Annotated in this window: 19 protein-coding genes and 1 riboswitch; of the genes, 7 read left to right on the top strand and 12 right to left on the bottom strand. The window is 61.0% G+C overall.

Annotated elements, in window-relative coordinates:
* Positions 1-58 precede the first annotated feature (58 nt).
* The 8 genes from Q7P63_00840 to metE all read right to left on the bottom strand — a co-directional run bounded on the left by Q7P63_00840 (position 59) and on the right by metE (position 11,709).
* Positions 59-1,003 (bottom strand): hypothetical protein, encoded by a 945-nt coding sequence (locus Q7P63_00840; protein MDP0498621.1) that lies wholly within the window; start codon positions 1,001-1,003, stop codon positions 59-61.
* Positions 1,004-1,064: 61 nt separating this feature from the next.
* Positions 1,065-2,336: an ATP-dependent Clp protease ATP-binding subunit ClpX gene (gene clpX, locus Q7P63_00835; GenBank protein ID MDP0498620.1), complete on the bottom strand. Its 1,272-nt coding sequence runs from the start codon at positions 2,334-2,336 to the stop codon at positions 1,065-1,067.
* A complete protein-coding gene (locus Q7P63_00830) occupies positions 2,337-2,963 on the bottom strand; it encodes an ATP-dependent Clp protease proteolytic subunit (protein ID MDP0498619.1) in 627 nt (208 codons plus the stop codon).
* Between the two features lie 47 nt (positions 2,964-3,010).
* The gene (gene tig, locus Q7P63_00825; GenBank protein MDP0498618.1) at positions 3,011-4,369 is read right to left on the bottom strand and encodes a trigger factor; all 1,359 of its coding nucleotides are present in this window, start codon (positions 4,367-4,369) and stop codon (positions 3,011-3,013) included.
* 123 nt (positions 4,370-4,492) lie between these two features.
* Positions 4,493-4,906 carry a GxxExxY protein gene (locus Q7P63_00820; protein ID MDP0498617.1) on the bottom strand — a complete coding sequence of 138 codons (414 nt, stop codon included), beginning with the start codon at positions 4,904-4,906 and terminating at the stop codon, positions 4,493-4,495.
* A gap of 329 nt (positions 4,907-5,235) precedes the next feature.
* Complete coding sequence (gene thiC, locus Q7P63_00815; protein ID MDP0498616.1) at positions 5,236-7,158, bottom strand: phosphomethylpyrimidine synthase ThiC; 1,923 nt, start codon at positions 7,156-7,158, stop codon at positions 5,236-5,238.
* A 49-nt stretch (positions 7,159-7,207) separates the two neighbouring features.
* A riboswitch (TPP riboswitch) is annotated at positions 7,208-7,321 on the bottom strand.
* A gap of 33 nt (positions 7,322-7,354) precedes the next feature.
* Positions 7,355-9,292 (bottom strand): hypothetical protein, encoded by a 1,938-nt coding sequence (locus Q7P63_00810; protein MDP0498615.1) that lies wholly within the window; start codon positions 9,290-9,292, stop codon positions 7,355-7,357.
* A 119-nt stretch (positions 9,293-9,411) separates the two neighbouring features.
* Positions 9,412-11,709: a 5-methyltetrahydropteroyltriglutamate--homocysteine S-methyltransferase gene (metE, locus tag Q7P63_00805; protein MDP0498614.1), complete on the bottom strand. Its 2,298-nt coding sequence runs from the start codon at positions 11,707-11,709 to the stop codon at positions 9,412-9,414.
* A 242-nt stretch (positions 11,710-11,951) separates the two neighbouring features.
* Between metE and Q7P63_00800 the strand changes: the two genes are divergently transcribed.
* Positions 11,952-13,085, top strand: a complete 1,134-nt coding sequence (locus Q7P63_00800; protein MDP0498613.1) for a hypothetical protein — start codon at positions 11,952-11,954, stop codon at positions 13,083-13,085.
* An 88-nt stretch (positions 13,086-13,173) separates the two neighbouring features.
* Here the strand turns inward: Q7P63_00800 and Q7P63_00795 are convergent, their stop codons facing one another.
* From Q7P63_00795 to Q7P63_00785, 3 genes are all read right to left on the bottom strand, one after another.
* The gene (locus Q7P63_00795) at positions 13,174-14,889 is read right to left on the bottom strand and encodes an NADPH-dependent assimilatory sulfite reductase hemoprotein subunit (GenBank protein ID MDP0498612.1); all 1,716 of its coding nucleotides are present in this window, start codon (positions 14,887-14,889) and stop codon (positions 13,174-13,176) included.
* Positions 14,890-15,116: 227 nt separating this feature from the next.
* On the bottom strand, positions 15,117-15,737 hold the full coding sequence (locus tag Q7P63_00790; protein MDP0498611.1) for a riboflavin synthase: 621 nt from the start codon (positions 15,735-15,737) through the stop codon (positions 15,117-15,119).
* Positions 15,738-15,754: 17 nt separating this feature from the next.
* Entirely contained in the window at positions 15,755-17,140 is a 1,386-nt protein-coding gene (locus Q7P63_00785; protein MDP0498610.1) for a PDZ domain-containing protein, read from the bottom strand.
* 137 nt (positions 17,141-17,277) lie between these two features.
* Between Q7P63_00785 and Q7P63_00780 the strand changes: the two genes are divergently transcribed.
* The 5 genes from Q7P63_00780 to catB all read left to right on the top strand — a co-directional run bounded on the left by Q7P63_00780 (position 17,278) and on the right by catB (position 22,762).
* On the top strand, positions 17,278-18,015 hold the full coding sequence (locus Q7P63_00780; protein ID MDP0498609.1) for a superoxide dismutase: 738 nt from the start codon (positions 17,278-17,280) through the stop codon (positions 18,013-18,015).
* A 430-nt stretch (positions 18,016-18,445) separates the two neighbouring features.
* Positions 18,446-18,790 (top strand): AP2 domain-containing protein, encoded by a 345-nt coding sequence (locus Q7P63_00775; protein ID MDP0498608.1) that lies wholly within the window; start codon positions 18,446-18,448, stop codon positions 18,788-18,790.
* A 113-nt stretch (positions 18,791-18,903) separates the two neighbouring features.
* A complete protein-coding gene (locus Q7P63_00770) occupies positions 18,904-19,890 on the top strand; it encodes an FAD-dependent oxidoreductase (protein MDP0498607.1) in 987 nt (328 codons plus the stop codon).
* Between the two features lie 279 nt (positions 19,891-20,169).
* Entirely contained in the window at positions 20,170-21,924 is a 1,755-nt protein-coding gene (locus Q7P63_00765; GenBank protein ID MDP0498606.1) for a hypothetical protein, read from the top strand.
* Positions 21,925-22,117: 193 nt separating this feature from the next.
* Entirely contained in the window at positions 22,118-22,762 is a 645-nt protein-coding gene (gene catB / locus Q7P63_00760) for a type B chloramphenicol O-acetyltransferase (protein ID MDP0498605.1), read from the top strand.
* Positions 22,763-22,861: 99 nt separating this feature from the next.
* Here catB and miaA read toward each other — a convergent pair whose 3' ends face one another.
* On the bottom strand, positions 22,862-23,782 hold the full coding sequence (miaA, locus tag Q7P63_00755) for a tRNA (adenosine(37)-N6)-dimethylallyltransferase MiaA (GenBank protein MDP0498604.1): 921 nt from the start codon (positions 23,780-23,782) through the stop codon (positions 22,862-22,864).
* 123 nt (positions 23,783-23,905) lie between these two features.
* Between miaA and Q7P63_00750 the strand changes: the two genes are divergently transcribed.
* The gene (locus tag Q7P63_00750) at positions 23,906-25,030 is read left to right on the top strand and encodes a glycosyltransferase family 1 protein (GenBank protein MDP0498603.1); all 1,125 of its coding nucleotides are present in this window, start codon (positions 23,906-23,908) and stop codon (positions 25,028-25,030) included.
* The last annotated feature ends 6 nt before the right edge of the window (positions 25,031-25,036 follow it).

The following is a 25,036-nucleotide window of genomic DNA, read 5'->3' as shown; positions in this document are numbered from 1 at the left end:
CGCAAATGGCATGATCTGCCTAGCGGGAAATAACCCTTTCTTTTGGCCTAGGAAGCCACTACTTCTGCCGTCGTCGCCACCCAAGCAGCCCCAGTGCGGCGGTGCCGCCCAGCAATGCGAAGGCTTTAGGCTCCGGCACGGTCGGAGCCGGGCTGGGATTGACGACCGCATTGATCTGAGTGGCGTAGAGGCTGAGGTTGGCAAAGATGTTGTAATTGCCACGCTCCTCGTCCGTCACGTTGTCGATCCCGAACAGGGTCGCGTTCTGGTTGTTGGGCTTCTCCACCGCCAGCGTGAGGCCGGAGAGATACCAGACATCGTTGTAGAACGTGTAAAAAGCCGAACCAGAGTCGTATTGCGTGGCCGACGCCTCATAATCGCCCTGGAAGCTGTTGAACTGAGGCAACTCCAGCACCGGGTCGGCATTGCCCGCCACCGTGACGAAGGCTTCCGTCGTGCGGTCGGCCGAGTCGGTGTAGGTGGTCACCGCCTCGATTGCGTTGAGGCCCCAGCGCCGGGCTGCCGTCGAGCTGTCGCCCCAGGTGACGTTGTTGTCGTAGAGGGCTTCGGTCGAGGCGCGTCCCAAACCCCACCCCACCATCACGCCGCCGGCGCGTAGTTGGGCGAAGTCATAGATCGGGACCGAAGGGAGATTGGGCAGCGAAGTCAGCTTGGTCAGCACCAGGTCGCTTGAGCCGAGGCGGACCGTGCTGGTACTGGTATCGCGCGCGTAGCGGGCACCGCCCGCATTGAACTGCACGTAGTTGATCGTGCCGACGTGGCTGGCCCCAAGGACCCAGCCGTTGCCGAGGTAGACCGCGCTACCCCAGGTGACCGAGCCCGCATTGTTGGTAACTCGGGCCACATTGGTAAAGGGCAAGCCTCCACCGGGATCGGAGGTGGTGGCATCATTGCCCGCACCGTAGAGGATAATCGCGTGGGCGGGGGCACAAAGGAGACTGCCTGCCCCGACCAACAAAGACAAAAAAAGCGAGCGCTGCATCAGCTACTACCATAGCCAATACGCGCTCGCCTTCAAATTTAGGCATGCTTAACGGTCGGAATCAGGCGGCATCGGCCCGTTTCGAACTCTTTTTGAGTCGCGGTGCCTGGCGCTCCTTTACCGTTGCCTCGGTAATGACGACTTCGTCGACATCCTTCATGTCGGGCAAGTCATACATCACGTCGAGCATCAGCTTTTCCATGATCGAGCGCAAAGCACGTGCACCCGTCTTCATCGCCATGGCTTCCACGGCAATGGCCCGGATGGCACCGGCATCGAACTTGAGGCGCACGTTGTCCATCGCGAAAAGCTTCTCGTATTGCTTCACGAGGGAGTTCTTCGTCTGGGTCAGGATATGCTCAAGCTGCTCTTCGTTGAGCTCGTCGAGCACCGAAACCACCGGGAGGCGGCCGATAAACTCGGGGATGAGGCCGAAGCGGACGAGGTCTTCGGGTTGCAGCTTTTGCAACACCTTGGCTTCGTCTTCCAGCTCTTCGCGCTGCTCCTGGTCCCAACCGACGGTGCCCTTGCCGAGGCGGCGCTTGATCAGGTTGTCCAAGCCGACGAAAGCCCCACCGCAGATAAACAGGATGTTACTGGTGTCGACCTGGATGTATTCCTGGTTCGGGTGCTTCCGGCCGCCATGGGGCGGCACGTTGCAAGTGGTGCCTTCGAGGATCTTGAGCAGGGCCTGCTGCACGCCTTCGCCCGATACGTCGCGCGTGATGGAGACGTTCTCGGTCTTGCGGCCAATCTTGTCGATCTCGTCGACGTAGATGATGCCGCACTCGGCCCGGCGCACGTCGTAGTTGGCCGACTGCAGGAGGCGCAGCACAATGTTTTCCACGTCTTCACCCACATAACCGGCTTCGGTCAGCGTGGTGGCGTCGGCGATGGCAAACGGTACGTCGAGCAGGCGCGCGAGGGTGCGGGCCAGGAACGTCTTACCGCTGCCGGTGGGCCCGATCATGAGCACATTGCTCTTTTCGATCGTCACATCACTCAGGCCACGCTCGGCCACCTGCGTATGCTGGTGCTCGTTGGCGAGGCGCTTGTAGTGGTTGTGCACGGCGACAGCGAGGACCTTCTTGGCGTAGTCCTGCCCGATGATGTACTGGTCCAGCTCGGCCTTGATCTCGGCCGGGCGGATGAGGTTGAAAGCGGTCTCTTCCTTGGTCTCAGCCTCCTTCAGCTCGCGGTCGATGATCGTCTTGCAGACGTTCACGCACGAGTCGCAGATGTGCACACCAGCGGGGCCCGCAATCATCTTGCGGACCTCGGACTGGCTTTTTCCGCAGAAGCTGCAGAAGGTCATCTTGGTGGATTTCGCCATCTAGGATTGAATCCGTTCGGGTTCCTTCTCGTTGGAAGGCTTTTTCTTGAACTCGATCACCACGTCGACAAGGCCGTATTCCTTGGCTTCCTGCGCGGTCATGTAGAAGTCGCGGTCGGAATCCTTTTCGATCTTGTCCGCGTTTTGGCCGGAGTGCGTGGAGAGCACGTCGTTGAGGGACTTGCGCCAGCGCAGGATCTCCTTGGCCGCAATCGAAATGTCGGACGTCTGGCCCGTGGCACCGCCCTGGGGCTGGTGAATCATCACCCGGCTGTGGGGCAGCGCATAGCGCTTGCCCTTGGTGCCGGCGGCGAGGAGCACCGTGGCCATGCTGGCGGCCTGGCCCATGCAATACGTCTTCACGTCGCAGCTCAGGAACTGCATCGTGTCGTAGATCGCCATGCCCGCAGTAACGCTACCGCCCGGGGAGTTGATGTAGAGCTGGATGTCCTTCTTCGGGTCTTCCATCTGCAGCAGCAACATCTGGGCGATGACCGCATTGGCGACATCGTCGTTGATGGGGGTGCCGATGAAGATGATGCGATCCTTCAGGAGGCGACTGTAGATGTCCCAGTGGCGTTCCGTCCGACCGTCGCTTTCTACGATCGTGGGTAAGTAATAACTCATGCTCGTTCTTTGCAGGTATGGGCCGGCTGCGGCACGGGGACCTCTGCTTACTCGGAAGCTTCGGTTTCCGCGGCCGGCTGGTTATCCGTCACCTTAGCCTTTTCGAGCAGGAAATCAAGGGTCTTCGAGAAGAGGATCTGACGTTGGAGGGCGATGATGCGGTTGCGATCGCTGCGCAGCTCCTGCACGACCTCTTGCGGGTCGCGGCGTTGCTGCATCGCGATCGAGTAAATCGCCTGCGACATATCTTCGTCGCCGACCTTGATCTCTTCCTTCTCCGCGATCTTCACGAGCACGATCTGGAGCTTCACGTCGCGCTCGGCGACTTCACGGGCTTCCTTTTCGAGTTCTTCGCGGTTGGCTTCAAATTCTTCGGCCGAGATGCCTTGTTGGGCATTTTGCTGGGCCACGCGGGCGAGCACCTGGTCCTTCTCGCGCTCGACACCGCTCTCCGGCAGGTCGAAGGAGATGGCTTGATCGAGGCGGTCGAGGATCTGCTCGCGCTGGCTTTGCAGGGCCTGCTGCTTCTTGCGGCCTTCGAGCTGCTGGAGGATCTGGTCCTTCAGCTCTTCGACGGTCTCGACGCGCAGGGACTTGAGGAAAGCTTCGTCCAGCTCCGGCAGGATGCGCTCGCGCACTTCCTGGACGGTGATCTTGTATTGGACGGTCTTGCCGCGCAGGGCTTCGACGCGGAAGTCGTCGGCGTAGGTCTGCTCGACTTCCTTTTCGTCGCCCACAGCCATGCCGACGAGGCCGTCGACGATGGCAGGCACGCCGTATTCGCGGGCTTCATCGGTGCCGGCTTCTTCCCAGGTCTTTTCGACGTCGAGGAAGGGGCGGATCGCGGCGCTGTCCTCCACCTGCTCCTTCAGCGGCTTACCTTCGAAGGTAGCGGTGTAGGAGACTTGTACGTAGTCACCGGCGGCGGCGGCGCGCTCGACCTTCTCGAAGTCGGCCCGCTGGCGGCGGATGTTGTTGATCGTGTCGTCGATCTCCTTGTCTTCGACCTCGGTGGAGGGGCTGCTGGTTTCCAGGCCCACGTATTCCGGCAGGTCGAACTTGGGGGTGATGTCGACGGTCACATCGACATTAGCCTCGGTGCCGGGCTTGAAATCTTCGTTGTGCTCGAACTCGACGAGGCTGTAGAGGTCGAACTGCTCGTTTTCAACGACGGCTTCCTGGTAGACCTTTTGCAGCATCTGGCGGTTCAGCTCTTGCTGGAGCTGCTTACGCAGGCGCATGCGCACAACGCTGTCGGGGGCCTTGCCGGGGCGGAAGCCGGGGAGCTTGGCGTGGTTCTTGAACTCTTGGATCAGGTTTTGTTCTTCGGCGGCAATTTCTTCGCCGGAGACGGTAACCAGCAGTTCTTTGCGCGTGGCAGAAAGGTCAGTAACGGAAACGTTCACAGGGTGCCAACTTAAAGGGTGGATTTATCGCGAGTATTGCGGAAAAACGACCAACAAAGCCGCCCGCCCGCCTGCGGTCAACCGGAAAAGCTGCGGAATGGAGGTTTTGAAGCCACTCTTCCGTCAAGTGCACGGGAGAGCTAAATTCTGATCCGATGCAAGTTGGCCGTTAATCGTGCGCGTGATACCATCCTTCATCAGTGCGTCGCCAAAGTTGAGAAGATAGCCAAGCTTGAGGCCAGTGAGCTTCAGGTAGGTAAGGAGCTGCTTCTTGTGCGTTGGAGTCACACGCTCGACTGATTTGAGTTCGAGAATGACAAGGCGGTTGACCAGTAAGTCGGCCCGGAAACCTTCCTCGAAAAGCTCGCCGTCCAGCTCGATGGCAATGGGTACCTGTCGCTCGACAGTGAGACCAGCTTTTATGAGGCGACGGGCGAGCGTCACTTCGTAAACGCTCTCCAGCAGACCCGGGCCGAGATCTCGATGCAGCCGCACGGCTTCATTTACCACGATGCGGCCAATCTCGTTTTCATGCATTGAAGGTTTTTGCCTCGATTCGAATACGTTTGGCAAGATTGGAAGAAAGATTCTCTCACAAAGTTCACAAAGACACAAAGGGCTTAGATCTGAGAGTCCCTGGTGAATTCGTGTGCCGGAGGAGACATTTTCGTAGGTAAACAATTCAAAGGCCAAAAAAAAACGTTGGCAGTCCAAGCACTCACACATTTCACCCCCTTTGTGCCTTGGTGAACTTCGTGAGAAAAAAAGAAGCCACCCCCATCTCACGACCGGGGTGGCTTTCAAAAACAAAGAGCAAAACTCCTTTAACTCCTGATACTCCTGTTCAAATCATCTTCGAACAGGCCTCAGCTATAGACTTCGGCGCCTTTTTCACGGAATTCGCGGGCTTTGGCGGCCATGCCTTCGTCGAGGGCTTCGGTTTCTTCGATGCCTCGCTCGGCGGCGTATTGGCGGACGTCTTCGGTGATCTTCATCGAGCAGAAGTTGGGGCCGCACATCGAGCAGAAGTGAGCCGTCTTGGCGCCTTCCTGCGGCAGCGTTTCGTCGTGGAATTCGCGGGCCTTCTCCGGGTCGAGCGAGAGGTTGAACTGATCTTCCCAGCGGAACTCGAAGCGGGCCTTGCTGAGCGCGTTGTCGCGGTATTGGGCGGCCGGGTGGCCTTTCCCGAGGTCGGCGGCGTGGGCGGCGATCTTGTAAGTAATGACGCCGTCGCGCACGTCGTTCTTGTTCGGCAGGCCAAGGTGTTCCTTGGGCGTCACGTAGCAGAGCATCGCGCAGCCATACCAGCCGATCATCGCGGCACCGATGCCGGAGGTGATGTGGTCGTAGCCGGGCGCAATATCGGTCGTCAACGGCCCAAGCGTGTAAAACGGGGCTTCGTGGCACCACTCGAGCTGCTTCTCCATATTTTCCTGGATCATATGCATGGGCACGTGACCGGGGCCTTCGTTCATGACCTGCACGCCGTATTTCCAGGCGCGCTCGGTCAGCTCGCCTTGGGTCTTGAGCTCGGCAAACTGGGCGTAGTCGTTGGCGTCGGCCACGGAGCCGGGGCGCAGGCCGTCGCCGATGGAGAAGGCGACGTCGTAGGCAGCGCAGATCTCGCAGATCTCATCCCAGTGGGTGTAGAGGAAGTTTTCGCGGTGGTGAGCGAGGCACCACTTGGCCATGATCGAGCCGCCGCGCGAGACGATGCCCGTCATGCGGCGGGCGGTGTGCGGGATGTAGCGCAGCAGCACGCCAGCGTGGATCGTAAAGTAGTCGACGCCTTGCTCGGCCTGCTCGATCAGCGTGTCGCGGTAGATCTCCCAGGTGAGGTCTTCGGCGCGGCCGTTGACCTTCTCCAGCGCCTGATAGATCGGCACCGTGCCGACGGGCACCGGGCAGTTGCGCAGGATCCACTCGCGGGTCTGGTGGATGTTCTTGCCGGTGGAGAGGTCCATCAGCGTGTCCCCACCCCACTTGACGGACCAGCGCATCTTCTCGACTTCTTCCTCGATGCTGGAGGCGACGGCGCTGTTGCCGATGTTGGTGTTGATCTTCACCAGGAAGTTGCGGCCGATGATCATCGGCTCCAGCTCCGGGTGGTTGATGTTGCAGGGGATGATGGCGCGGCCGCGGGCGACTTCGCTGCGCACAAACTCGGGCGTGATCTCGGCGGGGATGGCGGCGCCCCAGCTTTGGCCGGGGTGCTGCTTGCGCAGGCTGTTACCGGGGGCCTTCGCGTCCATCTCGACGGCTTCGCGCGCGCTCTGCAGCTTCATGTTTTCGCGGATGGCGATGAATTCCATCTCGGGCGTGATGATGCCCTGGCGCGCGTAGTGGAGCTGTGAGACGCTCTTGACGCCAGCCTTGGCGCGGAGCACGCGGCGCTCCTGACGGTCGAAATAGCTGATGCGGTTGCGGCGGCCTTCGCTCTCGGCCTTGGCGCGGTGCGTTTCGCTGAGGTAGCCGTCGTCGAGCGGGCTGACTTCGCGGCCCGCAATTTCCTCCACGTCGCCACGCTCCAGGATCCAGTTGCGGCGCAACGCGGGCAGGCCCTCGGTCACGTCGATGTGCTGGTTCTCGTCGCCGAAGGGGCCGGAGGTATCGTAAACGCGCACGGGGGCGTTTTCCTCGGTCGAGCCGTCGGGGCGTCGGGTGGGCGAAAGCTGGATCTCGCGCATGGGCACGCGGATGTCGGGGCGCGAGCCCTCCACGTATACGCGCTTGCTATTGGGGAAGAGGCTGGCCTTTTCGGCCGCGGCGGCTTCGTTGGGCTGAATCATGACGAAAGGATTTGGGCGGAGGTGGGCCCAAGTCATGTAGCGTCGATGGAAGCGGCTTTCCCTACCTTCCCTTCGCCAGCATGACCTGGATCAGGTACGACGGGTCAGGAGGCGAGCGCCCTCCAATCTCAGTCCAACGCGGTGGACCCCCCGGGTTTACGGAGGGCAAGGTAGGCTTATCGCGGGCAAATGCAACCTAATTACGCGGCGGCGTCTCGTCCCCTTGCTCGGAGGGCGCATCTGCTTCCTTGGCGTCGATCGACTCTGCCCGCCACTGGCGCAAGGCCTCCGCCAGCGGTCCTTCGAGGGGGTGCGCCTGGTCCAGCTTTTCCACTTGCGCGCGGAATTCTTCCACCACCGCCGGCTTGATCCGCTTGACCAAGCGCAGCGCGCCGTTGAGCAGCACGCGCAGGTGCACGTTCTTGGGTTGTTCGAGGCAGAGGTGCAGGATCCCGCCGACGATTTCCCGCTCGCCCGCCAGGCCGCTGCGGTTTTGGACCGCCGCGTAGCAACGCAGCGTCAGCATCTGCTCCAGCCGCAGGAGGTAATTGGCGAGGTGCGAAACAGGCGGCAGCTCGTATTCAGCACGGGCAGTGCGGGCGGGGGCTTCCGCATGCTCGGCCAGCGACTCACTCACGCGGCGGGTGAGGTCGGGAATCGCCGGAGCGAACTCCTTCAGCGGGACGGGGTGCGAGAAGGTGTCCAGCACGCGGGCGTCGATGGTGCGGATCAGGCGCACGTCGACTTCCCATTGCTCATCGGAGATGCAGCGCAGGTGCGTCGCCACCACATAATCGGCGGTGAATTGCTCGGTGCGGGCAAAATTGGCCAAAGTCTCGGCCTCGTGCGGCTGACGGCCGATGAGGAAGCCGCCGCGGTCGTTGGCGAGCCAGGGCGTGGCGGTCGCGACCTCCAGGTGATGGCGGTAATAGGCCTCCTGCGCGAGCAAGAGCGGCAGCGCACGACTGAAGCGTCCGGCTCCGTTGGCCCGTTGCGCCTTCAACTCGGGCGTGACGCTACCGTCTTCAAAAGTCGAGCCGACATAGGCCACGGTGAGGCCGCCGTCGTTGGGCACGGCCAAGTGCTGCCGCACGCCTTCATGGGCCGGCAGCCAGACGGGGCCGACGATCAACTGCTGCGACACCTGGATCTCGTCCGGGCGCACGGGCGGCATCGTCTCCACCTCCAGCTTGGCAATTTCGTCTTCCCAATACTTGAGGTTGGGCCGCTGGGTGACGTGCACGATGGCGTAGAGCTGGTCGACGAGCTGGCGCGCATGGTCGAGCTGCCCCAGGTCGAGGCAGGCCTTGATCAGGTTGTTGCCGACCGGGAAGCCGTGCGCCTTGGCGTCGAAATGCGGGGCTACGAGGTTGACCGCCTCCAGTTGAAAGCCGGCGTTGCCGAGGTCGCCGCTGATCTGCATCAGGATGTCGCCCGCGACCGGCTGCGGGGCCTGTTCGAGCACTGCGCGGTAGTGCTGCACCGCAGTGTCGAGGTCTGAAGCGTCGTTGAGGGACTCGCGGGCCTGGTAGAGGCGCACCCGCCAGCTGCCAGCCAGGCTCGCCACCCACGCCATCCCCTCGATGCGAGCGGCCTCGCCTTTCCAGCTTTCCAGGAGGCCGAGGTAGCAAAAGAGGGCTTCGTGGTGGTTCGGGTCGAGCTGCAGGGCGCGGCGCAAAAGCTCGGCCGCCTCCGCCTCCTTGTTTTCCTTACCCCGCAGACGGGCCAGATGGGCGAGCACGGCCGGGTCTTCCGGGTTGTTCTTGCGAAATTCCTCCAACAGGCGCTTGGCCTGCGCCTTTTCGCCTGTGTCCCACAGAGCCGAAGTCCAGACGAGCGTGGCGCGGACGCGGTTGGGGTCGATCTCGTAGAGGCGCTTGCTGGCCTCATGGGCCTCCGCCTTGAAGCCGTCGCCATGAGCGGAGACGATGCAGGCGTAGAGTTCATCCGGCTGGCTCCAGACTTTTTCGAGCTGGGGCTTGAGCACGTTCGCATACCACTGCTCGCGCGGAATCTCCAGCATGCGGCCGAACTCGTCGACCACCTGCATCTTGGCCGGGGCTTCGGATTGGCTTTCCGCTTCGGGCGTCGCGGGCTTTTTGCGACCGCCGAACAACTTCCGGAGAAACTTCATGCTTCCAACGGTGCCCCTTACCCGCCCTGGAGGCAAATCCTTCCTTGAGCTGGGGACAACAAAGCCCGCGACCATGCGCGGTCGCGGGCAATGCCGTTATGCTTAGCTGTACTTTATCTCTAACCTCTGATACGGTGGGCGGCCGCTACCAAGTGGCTGAGGGCAGGCTTGACCTCCTGCCAACGCCGGGTTTTAAGGCCGCAGTCTGGATTGACCCAAAGTCGTTCGGGCGGCACGACCTCGGCGGCACGCCGCAGCAAGCGCACCATTTCTTCTGCCGACGGCACACGCGGGCTGTGGATGTCCCACACGCCGGGGCCGATGTCGTTGGGGTAGCGGAAGTCGACAAAGGCCTGCAGCAAGTCCATATTCGAACGCGAGGCTTCTATCGTAATCACGTCGGCATCGAGCGCAGCGATGCTCGGCAGGATGTCGTTGAACTCCGAGTAGCACATGTGGGTGTGGATCTGGGTGCCGTCCTCCACACCCGAGGTGCTGAGGCGAAAAGCCTCCCCCGCCCATTGCAGATACGCCTTCCAATCGGAGCGCCGGAGCGGCAGACCCTCCCGGATCGCCGGCTCATCCACCTGAATCACCCGTATACCCGCCTCCTCAAGATCGACCACCTCGTCGCGCACGGCGAGCGCGATCTGGAAAGCCGTATCGCGGCGCGGCTGGTCGTCGCGAACAAAGCTCCACTGCAGGATGGTGATGGGCCCGGTGAGCATGCCCTTGACCGGCCGCGTGCTCTGCGACTGGGCAAAGCGGCTCCACTCTACCGTCATGGGCTGGCGGCGCGAGACGTCGCCGTAGATCAGCGGTGGCTTGACGCAGCGCGAGCCGTAACTCTGCACCCAGCCGAAGCGGGTGAAGGCAAAACCGTCGAGTTGCTCACCAAAATATTCCACCATATCATTGCGCTCGAATTCGCCGTGCACCAGCACATCCAGGCCGATCTCCTCTTGCGTGCGCAGACAACGCACCGTCTCTTCGCGCAGGAACTCGTGGTAGGCGGCCTCGTCGATCTCGCCCTTGCGGAAGCGCCCCCGCTGCGCCCGCACCTCATCCGTTTGCGGAAACGAGCCAATGGTCGTAGTCGGAAAAGGCGGCAGCGTGAGGTGTGCCTGCTGGGTGGCGATCCGCTCGCGGAAAGGACTTTGGCGCTGGAAATCATCCGCTTGCAGCCCTTGCAAACGCTCGTGTACTCCGGGGTTGCGCAAGCATGGAGACTGGCGACGCTGCTCCTGCAGGCGGCGCGATGCCTCTACCGCCTCCAAGGCAGCCACATCGCCCAGCAGGGCGGCGCGAAGGGTTTGCAGCTCTTCCAGCTTTTCGTGGGCAAAGGCCAACCAGGAGCGGATCCCGTCGGGCAGCTCCGTCTCCGGCTCCAGCGAAACCGGGACGTGCTGGAGCGAGCAGGATGGAGCCAGCCACAGCCGTTCCGCCCCCACCCGGTCCAGTGCCTTCTGGGCGAGCGCCAGGCGATCCACCAGATCCGCCCGCCAGACGTTGCGCCCGTCAATCAGGCCGAGAGACAATATGCGACCGGTTGGCAGCGCCTCCAGCACCGCATCGACTTCCTCCCGCCCTCGCACCGCGTCCACGTGGTGGCCCTGCACCGGGAGGGCAAAGAAAGTCGGGAGGTTGTCGCCCAGCGGGCCAAAGTAGTTTGCGACGATCAGGCGCAGGCTCTTTAAGCCACCCGCCAAGCGCTCGTATGCCCGCCGCACGCCCGCGCGCTCCTCGGCGTTGAGGTCGAGGGAAAAAGCGGGCTCATCGAGGCGGACCCATTGCGCCCCCTGCCCTTCCAGACGCTCCAAAACTTCGAGGTAGACTTCGGTCAGCCGATCAATTTGCGAAAGGGGCGCGAAAGCGATGCCCTCATGAGTCTTCGCCAGCTTCAGGTAGGTCAGCGGCCCGATCAGGACGGGCGTAGGCGTGGCTTCGGGCTGAGCCGCCCTGGCCTCCTCGAATTCGACAAAGATCTTGTCGCTCGCGAGGCGGAAGCGGGTATCGGGGCCGACTTCCGGCACGAGGTAGTGGTAGTTGGTGTCGAACCACTTAGTCATTTCCGCCGCCGGCACGGCGGCAGCCTCGTTGCTGCGGGCCTGGCCGCGGGCGATGCGGAAGTAAGTGTCGAGATCGATGCGGTCCGGCAGTGAACCGAAGCGGGCGGGCACGTTGCCGAACAGACAGGCGGTGTCGAGCATCTGGTCGTAGTAGCTGAAGTCGTTGCAGGGCAGCATCTGCACGCCTCGCGAGCCCTGCTCCTGCCAATGGCGCAGGCGCAGGGCGCAAGCCGCGCCAGCGAGCGCTTCGGTAGAGGTCTCGCTCCGCCAATAGTGCTCCAGAGCGCGTTTCAGTTCACGCTTCGCCCCGATACGGGGGTAGCCAAGGTTGTGAATTACCAGTTGCATCTTAATGACATCAAGTTGCCATTTAAAAGACCCGCAGTCAAATATCTTTTTATCATGATTTGATGATGTGATTATTTTCAAGCCATCTGCGTGATGCAAGGACGTTCCACTGGAGCATAAGCGCAGCTACGCCAGTATTAAGCGCTTCGAATAATGAACCTTAATCAAAATCAACCATAGCATTAGAAACCCTACTTTGATACATCTACCACCGTCACGGTCACTTCAGCCCAGGTCACCCAATGGTTTACAGCTCCGACGAACGCCGGCACCGCGCCGGCCTGCAACTTCTCCACTCGGGCGAGGAAGTCCGGGTGGGGACGACGGTCCGCATCCCCCTCCCCTACGCCGAGCTCGAAAAGCTCACCACGGCGCACCGGTTTGTCATCGGCCACATGGCGCAGCAGACGACCGAGATCCTGCGCGTGGCGATCGGCGACCTCGAATACGCGCTCAAGCTGTGGCGCCGCGAGTGGACCGACCCGCGCATGGATGAGCAGCTGGCCTTCCTGACCGAGCTGGAGGTGCGGCGCCGGATCGAGGCTTCGCGCGAGATCCATTACTCGCCCGACACGCCGATGCAATATCTGGTGAAGAGCATCTTCGGCAGCCTCAATCACAACGTGCTCGTCTCGCCCTGGATCGTGGGCAGCACGCTCTGGCACGTGCCCACCCGCCAGTGGTCGGACAAGTTGCTCGACAGCTTTTTCGCCGCCCAGCTTTTCCTTTGCCGCCTCGGGGTCTTCGACTGGAACCCTTCGCCCGGCAACATCCTGGTGGACGAGCAAGACGGCACCGCGCGGCTCTTCGACTTTGGGCATGCCTACTTCTTCGACGCCTGCGTGGAGTATAACAGCTCGGGGCTGGAGCGGCCGGATGTGCACCCCGCCGAGCGCTTCGAGACGCGCACGCTCTTCCCCTGCCTGCTCAAGGGCGGGCAAGACCTGCTTTCGCAAACGTCGCGGCAGCTGTGGCGGCGAAGCAAGCAGGCGGCCATCCCCCACTACTTCCGCCTGTCGGAAAAGCTGCACGGGATCGGCGCCCAACGCACCTTTGTCCGCCACTACCGCGACCATGCCCTCGCCTGGAAGGAGGCGCTGGCAAACCCGGCCGAAGAGGATCGCCTCTACCTGCGCGAGCTTTACCGGAGCCTCGTCTACGATGTGGAGCACGCCTTGCACCAGCAGTATTGGACCCCGCTGGCTTCGCGCCAACTGGAGGTGATCCTGGGCTTGCTGGAAGAGCACTTCCCCGAGCTGCAGGAGGCCGGCTTCCTTGTGGCCGCCGATGCCGACCAGTCCCAGACGCGCCTGATCGCAAAATATCAGCGCGCCCGGCAGGCCGTGCATGAGCTGCAGCTGAGCCTGAGCGCTTAGAGAGCCTTTTTCAACCTACCCTAACAAGTAAAAAGCCCGGAGGCCATACAGGCGTCCGGGCTTCAAAGTATCACGCTGGCGCGTCCGCTTACGGGACGATCGGCTCGTGGTAGTTCATGCCGTATTCGAACGGCTTGACGATGCCTACGCGCATCACGAAGTCGCCAAAGCGTTCGCCTTCGTTGCGCTCCTTGGAGTAGCGCAGGATCACGGGCTTGAGCGTCTCCTTGATGTCTTCGGCCTTCACGCTGATCTGCCAGGGGCTGGCAAGGCGGGAGCCGTTGAAAGCGGCACCGAGGTAGATGTTGTACTTGCCCGGGCCTTTGCCCACAAAGCCGATTTCGGCGAGGAAGGGGCGTGCGCAGCCGTTGGGGCAGCCCGTCATGCGGATGACGATTTCGTCGTCGCGCAGGCCGGCTTCTTCCACCACTTCTTCCAGCTCGGTTACGAGGTCGGGCAGGTAGCGCTCGGACTCGGCCAGAGCGAGGCCGCAAGTGGGCAGCGCCACACAGGCCATCGAGTTGAGGCGCAGGCCGGAGGTTTCGAGGCGCTGGATGAGGCCGTATTCCTCCACCATCTTCTCGATCACGGGCTTTTGCTCGGCCGTGACGCCGCCAATGATGAGGTTCTGGTTACAGGTAAGGCGGAAGTCGCCGGTGTGGACCTTGGCGATCTCGCGCAAGCCGGTGCGCATGGCGTAGCCGGGCACGTCCTTCACGCGGCCGTTCTGGATGAACAGCGTGAGGTGGTGCTTGCCATCGATGCCTTCGACCCAGCCGTAGCGGTCGCCGGTGTTTTCAAACTTGAATTCGCGGGCTTCCTCCAGCTTGTAGCCGAGGCGCTCTTCCACCTGCTCGCGGAACCACTTGAGGCCGCGGTCGGCAATTGTGTACTTGAGGCGGGCGTGAGCACGGTTGGTGCGGTCGCCGTAATCGCGCTGCACGAGCACGACCTTCTCGGCCACGTCGACAGCCTGTTCGGGCGTGCAGAAGCCCATGACCTCGGCGAGGCGGGGATAAGTCTCGGTGTTGCCGTGGGTCGTGCCCATGCCGCCGCCGACGGTCACGTTGTAGCCGACGACCTTCTCCCCTTCGAGGATGGCGATGAAGCCGAGGTCGTGGGCGTAGATGTCCACGTCGTTCATCGGGGGCACGGCCACCACGGTCTTGAACTTGCGGGGCAGGTAAGTCTTGCCGTAGATCGGCTCCTCTTCTTCCTCGCTGCTGGCGACGGGTTCTTCGTCGAGCCAGATTTCGTGGTAGGCGCGCGTCTTGGGCGTGAGGTGGTCCGAAATGTCCTGCGCCAGCTTGAGGGCGTCGGCGTGGGCCGCGCTCTGGTAGGGGTTCGGGTTGCACATCACGTTGCGGTTCACGTCGCCGCAGGCCGCAATGGTGTCCATGAGGGCGGCGTTGATGCCCTGCATGGTCTTCTTGAGGTTGAACTTCAGCACCCCGTGAAACTGGAAGGCCTGGCGGGTCGTCAGCTTCAGCGTCCCGTTGGCATACTTGTCGCACAGTTCGTCCATCTGCAGCCATTGTTGGGAGGTGCAGACGCCGCCGGGCACGCGGACGCGGATCATGAACGAGTAAGCCTTGTCGAGCTTCTTCTTGCGGCGCTCGTTGCGCAGGTCGCGGTCGTCCTGCACGTAGGTGCCGTGGAACTTGGTCAGCTGCGCATCGTCTTCGGAGATGCCGCCGGAAATGGGATCGGCGAGGCTTTCGAGCAGATTGCCGCGCAGGTAATTGCTCTTTGTTTTAAGACCTTCGTTTTTGTGCAGTTTCGGCGCTGAACTGTCGGAAATCATGTCAGTGGGGATGCGATTTTTGCTCTGTATTTTGGTATCCGAGGCAAGATAGTAAAGAATAAAATCCCGCCTCTTTCCCATATTCTGTCGAATCGGTCAACCTACGCGCTCCCCTCGGTCGAGGCAAGCCGAGACGGGGATCGCGCTTTTCTTATCATCTTCCTGTGATCCAGACGGCCCCCAAAAGGTGACTGGGGGTGGAAAAACAACCAAACGGGGCCCAGCCCTCACGTATGGAACTGGCTCTCCGTCGGGGCGCTGCGTGGCTGGAGGAGGCGCTCGGCGTATTTGGCCATGAGGTCGACTTCGAGGTTGATGGGCGAACCGGCCTGCAGGTCGCCGAGGTTGGTGACTTGCAGGGTGTGCGGGATCAGCCAGATGGTGAAGGTGCGTTCCTTTACGTCTACCACGGTGAGCGAGCAGCCGTTGATGGCGACGCAGCCTTTATAGACGAGGTAGCGCAGGAAGGCGGGGGGCGGCTCGATCTCGAGCAGGTAGTCGGTGCCTTGTTGCTCGAAAAGCACGACTTTCCCCACCCCGTCGATATGGCCGGTTACGAGGTGGCCGCCGACTTTGGCCTGGTAACGCAGGCTGCGCTCGAGGTTGACCTTCTGGCCCACCTGCAGGTGGCCGAGATTCGTGACGCGGGCGGTCTCGGCCAACAGGTCAAACGATACCTGCGAGTCGGTCCAGCTCACCGCCGTGAGGCAGCAGCCGTTGACGGCGATGCTGTCGCCCGCCTCCAGCTCGGCGAGCACGCGGTCGGCAGCCACAGTAAGGCGCAGGCCGTCGCCCCGTTGTTCGACCGCCATGACGCGGCCGGTTTCTTCAACAATTCCGGAAAACATACCTATTTGGAGAAAAGCTATTGGGATACACGGGGAACGCGGATGAGGGAGGTCTCGTTGCCCCGCTGCACGAGCAGTATATACTCGCCCGAATCCTGAGTGTCACGCACTTGCTCCAGTGCGGTGCGCGCTTCGGCGTAATCGGCCACCGGGGTGCCGTTGACTTCGGTGATCCAGTCCCCCGGTTGCAAGCCGGCGGTATCGGGGCTGCTGTTGGGGCGCACAAAGGCCACGACGCCCCCATGGGCTTCGCTCCACGGCACGCGGCGACCCAAGGCGTCGTCGTAGACGAGTTCGCGCACGGTCAGGCCCAGCCCGGGGAAGTAGGTGCGCTCGGCCTGGCGGACAAGTTTGGGCCCTTCGCCCAAGGTCACAGTCATCGTCTGCTCATCGTCTCCGCGGATGATGTCGAGCTTTACGGCGTCGCCCGGGTCGCGCTGGTCGAGCAGGCGGTTGACGTGCTGGACGACGGCGAAATCGGCCCGGAAGTAGGGCAACGGCTCGTCGTCGATGCCGGTGATGATGTCGCGCGCCTTGAGGCCCGCCTGCGCCGCTGGCTCGTCGGCAATGACTTCGGAGACGACGACCGCCCCCTGATCTTCGAGCCCGAGGAAGCGGGAGGTATCCTTGTCGAGGGGCTGCAGCCCCGTCACCCCGAGCCAGGCCCAGGGAGTGGCGTCGGGCGCCGCAGGCACGTGCTCCAGCTCTTCCAGCAGCTCGCTGGCAAAAAGGAAAAAGGTGCTCTCGTCGACTGGGCGCATCTGGGCCCGAAAGCCTCGCCCGTCGATCTGCATATCGTATTCTTCCGGGAAGCCCTGCAGGCTCCAGCCCACCCACTCGCCCGCTTCGTTGAAGACGAGGGAGCCGGGGGTGGAGACGACGGAGGTGGTGACGCCGTGGGCCAGCGGCAGCTCGATCGTGCTGCTGTAGCGCCCACCGAGCCAGTAGGCCAGGTAGTCGAGGTCTTCGCCCGTCACCCCGATGCCCCAGAGGGGTTCGCCCAGGCGCGGGGTGGCAGTCTTCCAACGGGTGATCGGCACCAGCTTGGCCTGCAGCGCCTCGTCCGTTACCTGAAAGAACTGGAGGCCGCTGCGGTGGCTTTGGCCCAGGTAGACGGCAGCGTAGCCTTCGCCGGCATAATCGGAGGGGAAGATTTCGATTTCGGTTACCCGATCGACCGGGAGCCAACCGGGCACCACCTCGCCGCTGAAGACGAGCCGGCCCTCATCGTCGATCACGAGGCCGACCGCGCGCACGTCCTGCCGGTTCATCTCGTTTTCCATCACGTAATTGAGGGTGACGACCGATGCCTGGCGCTGCGCCATCATCGCCGCGTAATCCGGCTCGGCCCAGACGCCTCGCCCACTCAACAGGTAGAATAACAGGATAAACCAGGGTCGCATGCTCCGCACTATGCCTTGGCTAAAGCCCGATGCAACCCCCGTTCGCAAACGGCAGGCACCCTTTGCATTTGGCCATGAATTGCCTAAAATATCGCCTGATGGATGCTCAACCTAACACCTCACGCCCTTCTAACCTCATGTCTCGCCGCCAGGCGATCGCCACCACGGCAGCTTTCGCCGGCCTAGGCCTTGCGCAAGTCGCCTCCGCCCAAACCACCTCCAGCCGCAAATCAGCCGCCGCAGGCCCCTTCGGCGCCCCCATGAATGGGGACGAATTTGCCCTGCCGCCCCTCCCCTATGCCTACGATGCGCTGGAGCCGGCCATCGACGCTCAAACCATGCGCCTGCACCACGATATCCACTTCGAAGGGTATCGGAAGGGCATGAACAAGGCCCTCGCCAAGCTCAAATCCTTGCGCGCGGGTGAAGGAACCTGGGACGAAATTTCGTTTTGGGAGAATCAACTCTCATTCAACGGGTGCGGATATTTGCTCCACCTGGTCTTTTTTGCCAATATGGCCCCCAAGGGCAGCACCAAGCCCTCGAAATGGTTGCTCGGTGAGATCGAGAAGGCTTTCGGCAGCCTCGACGGCATGAAAAAGCACTTCTCCGCCGCCTCCAGCAGCGCTCAGGGTAGCGGTTGGGGCGTGCTCGGCTATAACGTCGGATTGCAAATGCCCGTGATCCTGCAGGTCGAAAAACATCAGGATCAAGCCCTCTGGGGGGTCGTGCCTCTGCTCGTGCTCGATGTGTGGGAACACGCCTATTACCTTAAGTATCAGAACAAGCGCGGTGATTACGTTCAAGCGTTCTGGGACGTGGTAAACTGGGACGACGTGGCGGCACGCTGGGAAGCCGCCTCCAAGCAGGCTTAAGCCCGGAAATTATCTCCGTTTGGGCGCGCAAGTTTTTACATTTGCGCGCTCATTTTTTGCCAAAGTTTATTTGCGTTTTGCCGGCAGAGTAAGAAGGTGTGTTAAAGAAATGCGAAATAATTTGAAGGCCACAGTTCGCCGTTTGCCTCCTAGGGCAAAGAGGCTTAGCTTTATGACCAATGCTTGGTAAAGCTAGTGGCTTTGCAGCAGCGCAATTAGAGGCCCGTTAAATCGAGGTTTAAAATATTCTTGCTCCCGCGCAAGAAACGTCACAATCCTACAGGTAACCATGGCAAAAAGTAAACAGGACAAAGGGATTAGCCGGATCGATTCTGGTTCTACCCACGGTTGGTTCGTCAGGGGCTATAAAAATGGCAAAACCTATTCTAAGCTCTTCAGCGATCTGAAGTGCGGCGGAAAGGAACAAGCCTTGGATAATGCCCGTGACTACCGTAACAAGCTACACGACGAACTGGAGAAGATCCCGGCCAAGCCACGCAGCCGCCGGATCGTCTTCCGCGACTCGCGTAACACGACGGGCGTGCTCGGCGTATGCCGCACGGCGAAAAAGGGACCCAACGGCAAGATCAACGAGTGCTACTCGGTGAGCTGGCGTCCCGAGCCGGGCGTACAAAAGTGCACCTCCTTCTCGATTCGCAAGTATGGTGAGCGCAAGGCGTTCCAGCTCGCCGTCGCCCACCGCAAGAAGATGCTCAAAGAGATCTACGGTCCCTCCATCCTGCGCAAGATGAAGGAAACCCAAGCCGGTCTCTAAACAGTTGAGAGTCCGCCCCCGGCCCAGGCCGAGATTTCGGCTCGCGTCGAGTGGTTTACTGGTTTTATGATCAGGGAGTAGATTTCTACTCCCTTTTTTATTTATACAGCAGCATGCATTCGATGGAACATTGCCTCGTCGTGGGGGCCGGGATCAGCGGCCTGCTCGCGGCTCAAAAGTTGCACGAGCATCAAGTGCCCGTGACCGTAATCGACAAAAGCCGAGGGCTGGGAGGCCGCATGGCCACCCGCCGCATGGACGGCGCGATCTTTGACCACGGCGCACAGTTCATGACGACCCGCAACCGCCAGTTTCGCGAAATGGTGGAGCGCTGGCTCGGCCAGCAGGTCGTCAAACCCTGGTACATCGGGCCACAGGGTAACATGCGCTACGTGGGTGCCGAGGGGATGACGACGGTGCCCAAGTTCCTCGCCAAAAACCTCACCGTCCACACCGAGCACACCGTCACCCACCTTTCGCATGATCAGGGGCAGTGGCAGTTGACGTGTAAGAATGCCGAGGGCGCAACCGTCAGCTTCGAAGGCGATTTCCTCATCCTCACCTGCCCGGTGCCCCAAACACTGCAACTCCTCGGCCGCAGTGAAATCGAGCTGGATTACGACGACGAGGAGGAGCTGAAACGCATCCAGTACAAGCGCTGCATCTCCGTGCTTGCCCAGCTCAACGGCCCCGCCGGCCTGCCCGCCCCGGGCGCCATGGACCTCAACCACCGCCTGCTGCGCTGGATCGGCGACAACTCCGTCAAAGGCATCTCCGAAAAGCCCGGCACCGTCACGATCCACAGCTCTCCCCAATATGCCGTGCAGCATTGGGACAGCAGCGATGAAGAGCGCATCCCGCCCCTGCTCGAAGCGGCCAAGCCCTTCCTCAAGAGTACGGTCGAAAGCGCCTCCGCCCACCGCTGGCGCTATAGCGAGCCCACCTACCTCTTCCGCGAGAAGCAGCCCTTCCGCAAGCCTTACTACGTCAACGAAGAGCTGAACCTCGCCCTGTGTGGCGACGGTTTTGGCGGCCCGCGCATCGAAGCCGCCGCCCTCAGCGGTCTCGCCCTCGCCGAAGACCTGATGCGCCCGATTTGAGGCGAACGAGAGGGAGAGGAAGCAAGCAATCCGCACATCTACAAATGGTGTAGAGACACCGGCAACCCTATTTGGTGTTGCTCACCCTACGGGGTTGGTGTTAGGTTTTCGGAGAAGCCAAACAACCGTAAGTGGCAAGCGCTCGTGGTTGTTTGAGCTACTCGCAAACGCCATTTTCATAGCCAATCATGCGCATCTACGGCGCTAGGTGGTGAAAGTGCCGGCGGCAGAGTAGCCAGCTTCAGGAAAACATGCTTACGCTCCCAACTCTCATCGCTTATGATTCGCTCCCTTGTTTCCTTACTGTGCGCGGGCTTGATAACGGCCCCTCTTTCGGCTGCGGTGAACGTCACCTATTTAGAATATGGAAAAGGTGCTCCGTTTTACTTCACCAACGATCCTTCGATTTACATTCTAGGTTACGCCCTAGACAGTGGCATCGGCTTCGAGACCGGCTACCGCATCATCAATGAGGACGGCAATAAATCGGTCAACATACCTAGCTACTACGTTGCTGGCATCAGCCTGAACGCAGAGAGCATTCTCTTCCGTGAGGCCACCACTTGGAATGGGGATATCGTTAAGGGCTCGGTAGACTGGGAAGCCGAGACCATCAACACCGGGCCCAGCTTCCTGAGCCCGGAGTATCTCCCCATCGAATTTAGCCCGAACGGGGATTATACAGTCGGATACATCTCCTCTACTTTCCGCACCCCTTTCGTCGATCACAATGGGACCGCGCTGCCCATCCCCACAATTCCTGAGCGCAATCTGTATGCAACGGACCTGACGACTGTGGGCGGACTAACCGTCTACGGCACGGAATTTCTGTATGCCCCTTCCATTCAGCAGAGTATTTGGACCTGGAAGGAAGGGGATGCCGAGCTCAGCTGGCAGCAAATCCTGCCAAACCCCAATTATGATCTGCAGGGTTTTGAAGTATCCCCCGATGGCAGCATGATCATGGGCTTTTATCGCGATGACGCTCCTACCCCTGTCACTCGCGCATTCTGGTGGACGGAGGCAGAGGGCTTTCACCCGATTAACCTCACGCCAAAAAATTACACCGTCGACATCGCAGGAAGCAACCAGGTGGCGGTGATCGGAGGCTATATCTGGAGCCGCACGGGGGGCGCTCAGACGCTAGACGAGGCTGTCTTCAACTGGCGAACACTTGCCGGGCTTGAGGCAGACGTTGGCGCCTCTCCCGAAGCGATTTCCATCTCGTTTGACGGCACGAGAATCGGAGGATACGCCAATCTGGCGGAAGGCTACCCAACCGACGCCGAAGAACCTCTCGATGATGGCTTCCTTCTTGAAGGTTATGCGGCTCCCAGTCTAGCCAGCATCACGATTGACACCTGGCCCCTCAACGCCGGCATTGCCTATGGCTTTGGCAGCTACGCCTTGGGCAGCGAAGTGTCGGTCACGGCGGAGGCCAGCCCAGGCTATGTCTTCGATCAATGGTCCAGCCCCTATCAGGATGAGGCCCAAAGCTTCACCCTCACGGTCAACATGAGCGAGGGGCTCGTCGCAAACTTTACCCCTGACACTGCGGATGACGACAACGACGGCCTGACCAATTATCAGGAGATCGTCGAACTCGGGACCAACCCCAACGATCCGGATACAGATGGAGACGGTTTTACAGACGATATCGAAGCAGCGTATGACATCCTGAACCCGACTGTCGCCGATACCGAGATCTTCGCCTTGGTCGAGGCCAATGTGCTCAATCTCGGCTGCACCGAAGACGCACTCGCCAATGCCCGTGCGGAGGGCCGCCAGCAGGTGTTCGACAATCCGACGGCTTACAACCTCTACACCGAGCAGATGCTGGAAGAGGCGACCCTGGAGGTCGACCTCGTGGTGAAGCAGGAGGGCGGCAATGCAACCCTGCTCCTGACCCCCGAGCGCCTCAATGGCACGACCGGCGAATGGGAAGCCTTGGCCGCGCCATTTGAATATGCCGTGCCCGTCTCCAATGATGCGCAACTCCTGCGCGTGACGGTGGAGAAGCCGGCGGAAGAGTAGAGCTTCTATTTAGCCAATATGCGAGCGTCATCTAGTGCACTCGGCCCAGCGGGCGATGCTCAAGATGGCGCTTACTTATTCTATTGGCCATTGGTAGTTCTTGATCGCAACCCGGCACAATTTTTGTGCTTCATTGCGGCCAGGCCTTCGCCTGACACATCTACGGTGCGCTAAAAAATGCAGGTTACATACTATGGATAACGTCTTCGAAAGCCCCTTCAAAGGGATCGTCCTTGAGCAACACGTCTCCCATCCAAACATCCAGGTGGGGCGCTATAGCTATTACTCCGGCTATTACCATGGACACCGTTTTGAGGAATGCGCCCGCTACCTCTTGCCCGATGAAGGCGTAGACCGGCTCATCATTGGCTCATTTTGTTCCATCGGGTCAGGGGCAGCCTTCATCATGGCAGGCAATCAAGGGCATAGAAACGACTGGGTCAGCACGTTCCCCTTTTACTGGATGTCTGAAGTTCCTTCCTTTGCAGGAGCTGCAAATGGCTATCGCCCTGCCGGCGATACGGTGATCGGCAACGATGCCTGGATCGGCTCCGAGGCGATCATCATGCCCGGGATCACGATTGGTCATGGCGCGGTGATTGGAACCAGGGCCTTGGTCACAAAGGATGTTGAACCTTACGCGATCGTAGGGGGCAACCCCGCCAAAATCATCCGCAAGCGGTTTGACGATTCTCAGATCGCCATGCTGCTCGAACTACGTTGGTGGGATTGGAAAGACGATGAGCTGAAGCAGGCCATGCCCATCCTGACCAGCGGCGATATTCCAGCCCTGTATCGCCATTGGCAAACGGTGATCGAGCCCGCAGAGCAAGCCTAACCTTACAGTTCGCAACCATCATGGTGTTGGCGGGTATGACGGCCCGATCTGCATTCATTGACGAAAGCTCACCCGCGCGGTGGGCCTTTTTCGTGCCCTCTACGTCCCGGTGCGGTCCCAGACCTCGTGCACGGGGATTTGTTTTTTGAACCAGGTGCGTTGCTTGCGGATGAGCTGATCGGTGTGGATGCTGATTTCTTCGGCCAAGGCGTCCAGGGTGCCACCGTGGCGGAGGTAGTGGATGGTTTCGCGGTAGCCGATGGAGCCGGCGGCGCTGGGGTTGCGCTCAAAGCCTTCGTCGATCAGGCGGCGCACTTCATCGACCAAGCCCTGATCGAGCATCTGCTGGACGCGGAGCCGCACGCGTTGGCGCAGCTCTTCCGCGTCGCGCTGGAGCAAAACGACGTGTTTCTCGCAGTCCGCAAAAGGCTCAGGCAGGGCTTCGAAACGCTCGCGCAGCTCCACCACAGTCAAGCCGCTGGCGAGGCAGCGCAGGAGCGCTTTTTCCACGCGGCGGGGGTTCTGGACGTCAAGCGTTCCCGTGCCGTTTGGGTTCAGCTTCTGCAGCTCGCGCACCATGCCTGGAAGGCCTTCTGCAGCCTGCAAATCCGCGACAAACGCCTCGATTTCGGACGGGATGTGAAGTTTATCCACAATGGCCGAGAAGAACGCCTTAAGATAGAAACCGCTACCGCCCGTTACGAGCAGGTGACGATTTTGCCGACGAGCCTGATCGACAACCGTTTCCGCGTATCGTGCGTATTGCTCGACCGAACAGGGTTCCCATGATGCATTTAGATCGATGCCGTAATGCGGCACCCGGGCTTGTTCCTCAGCGCTGGGCTTGGCGGTGCCAATATCCATTCCTCTATAAACGCATAAGGAGTCGCAACTTAGGATATCAGCGCCCAGTTGCTCCGCCCATTGCAGCGCCAGTTCCGTCTTGCCCACGGCGGTGGGGCCGACTAGGAAGACCAGCCGTGGTGAAAATGGGGAACTCGATGCTTCGTTTCGTAACACAATGGCCTAATAAATAGAGCCTTGGTTTGACGCGACAAGCTTTGGGCGGGACTTATTCACGACTTATTCACACTGTATTCACAGCACCCTCTGCTCTCTTAAAAATCCGTGCGACTCGCTTTGGTGACTGAAACTTTCCCCCCCGAGATCAACGGGGTCTCCATGACCTTGAGCCGTCTCGTGGGCGGGCTCCTGCGGCGCGGGCATCAGGTGCAAGTGATTGCTCCTTGGCGCCGCGACCGGCGGGCCAACCTGATGCCTGGGTGCGAACTGATCAGCGTGCCGGGTATGCCTATCCCACGCTACGAAAACCTGCGCTTCGGCCTGCCCCTGCCCGGCATCATGAACAAGCACTGGCGCGGCAACCCGCCTGACCTCGTGCACATCGCCACCGAAGGCCCCTTGGGCTGGGCGGCCAGCCGGGCGTGCCGAGGCCTCAAGATCCCGCTCGTCACCAGCTTCCATACGAATTTCCACAGCTACGGGCGCTTCTACGGCTACGGCGGCGTGACGAAGGCCGTGCTGTCTTATATGCGCCGCTTTCACCAGCACGCGGAGGTGACGTTTGTGCCGAGCGACGATACGCTCAACCGCCTCGCACGCGCGGGCTTCGACCACTTGGAGATCCTGGGCCGCGGCGTGGATACCGAGCTGTTTTCGCCCGCCCGCCGCAGCGATGCCCTGCGCGCCGAATGGGGTGCGAAGCCTGATACCCCGGTGGCCCTCTATGTGGGCCGCGTCGCCAGCGAAAAGAACCTGCCGTTGACGATCCAGGCCTGGCTGGCAATGCGAGAGACCCGCCCCGACCTGAAGCTGGTGGTGGTCGGCGATGGGCCGGAACGCGGCAAGCTGGCCCAGGAGCACCCGGAGATCGTCTTTGCCGGGATGCGCGAGGGCGAAGACCTGGCCAGCCACTACGCCAGTGGCGACGTGTTCCTCTTTGGCAGTGTGACCGAAACGTTTGGCAATGTCGTGACCGAAGCGATGGCCAGCGGGCTGGTGCTGCTGGCCTACGACTACGCCGCACCGCAACGCTTTGTGCGCGACGGGGAGAATGGCCGCATCGCGCCGCTCCACGACGAGGCTGCCTACCTTGCCGCCGCGCGCGATCTGGCGGCCCACCCCGAAGCCTGGCCCCAGATGCGAGAGAAGGCCCGTGAGACCATGATGAGCGTCTCCTGGGAAGCCGTGCTGGACAAGTTTGAGCAACGTCTGCAAGGTATCTTGAGTTCTGCCACTGTCACTTAGCCTTCT

It is taken from the genome of Verrucomicrobiota bacterium JB022, from assembly GCA_030673845.1.
In the GTDB taxonomy this organism is placed as follows: domain Bacteria; phylum Verrucomicrobiota; class Verrucomicrobiia; order Opitutales; family Oceanipulchritudinaceae; genus WOUP01.
This window is presented reverse-complemented; position numbering and strand designations above follow the sequence as displayed.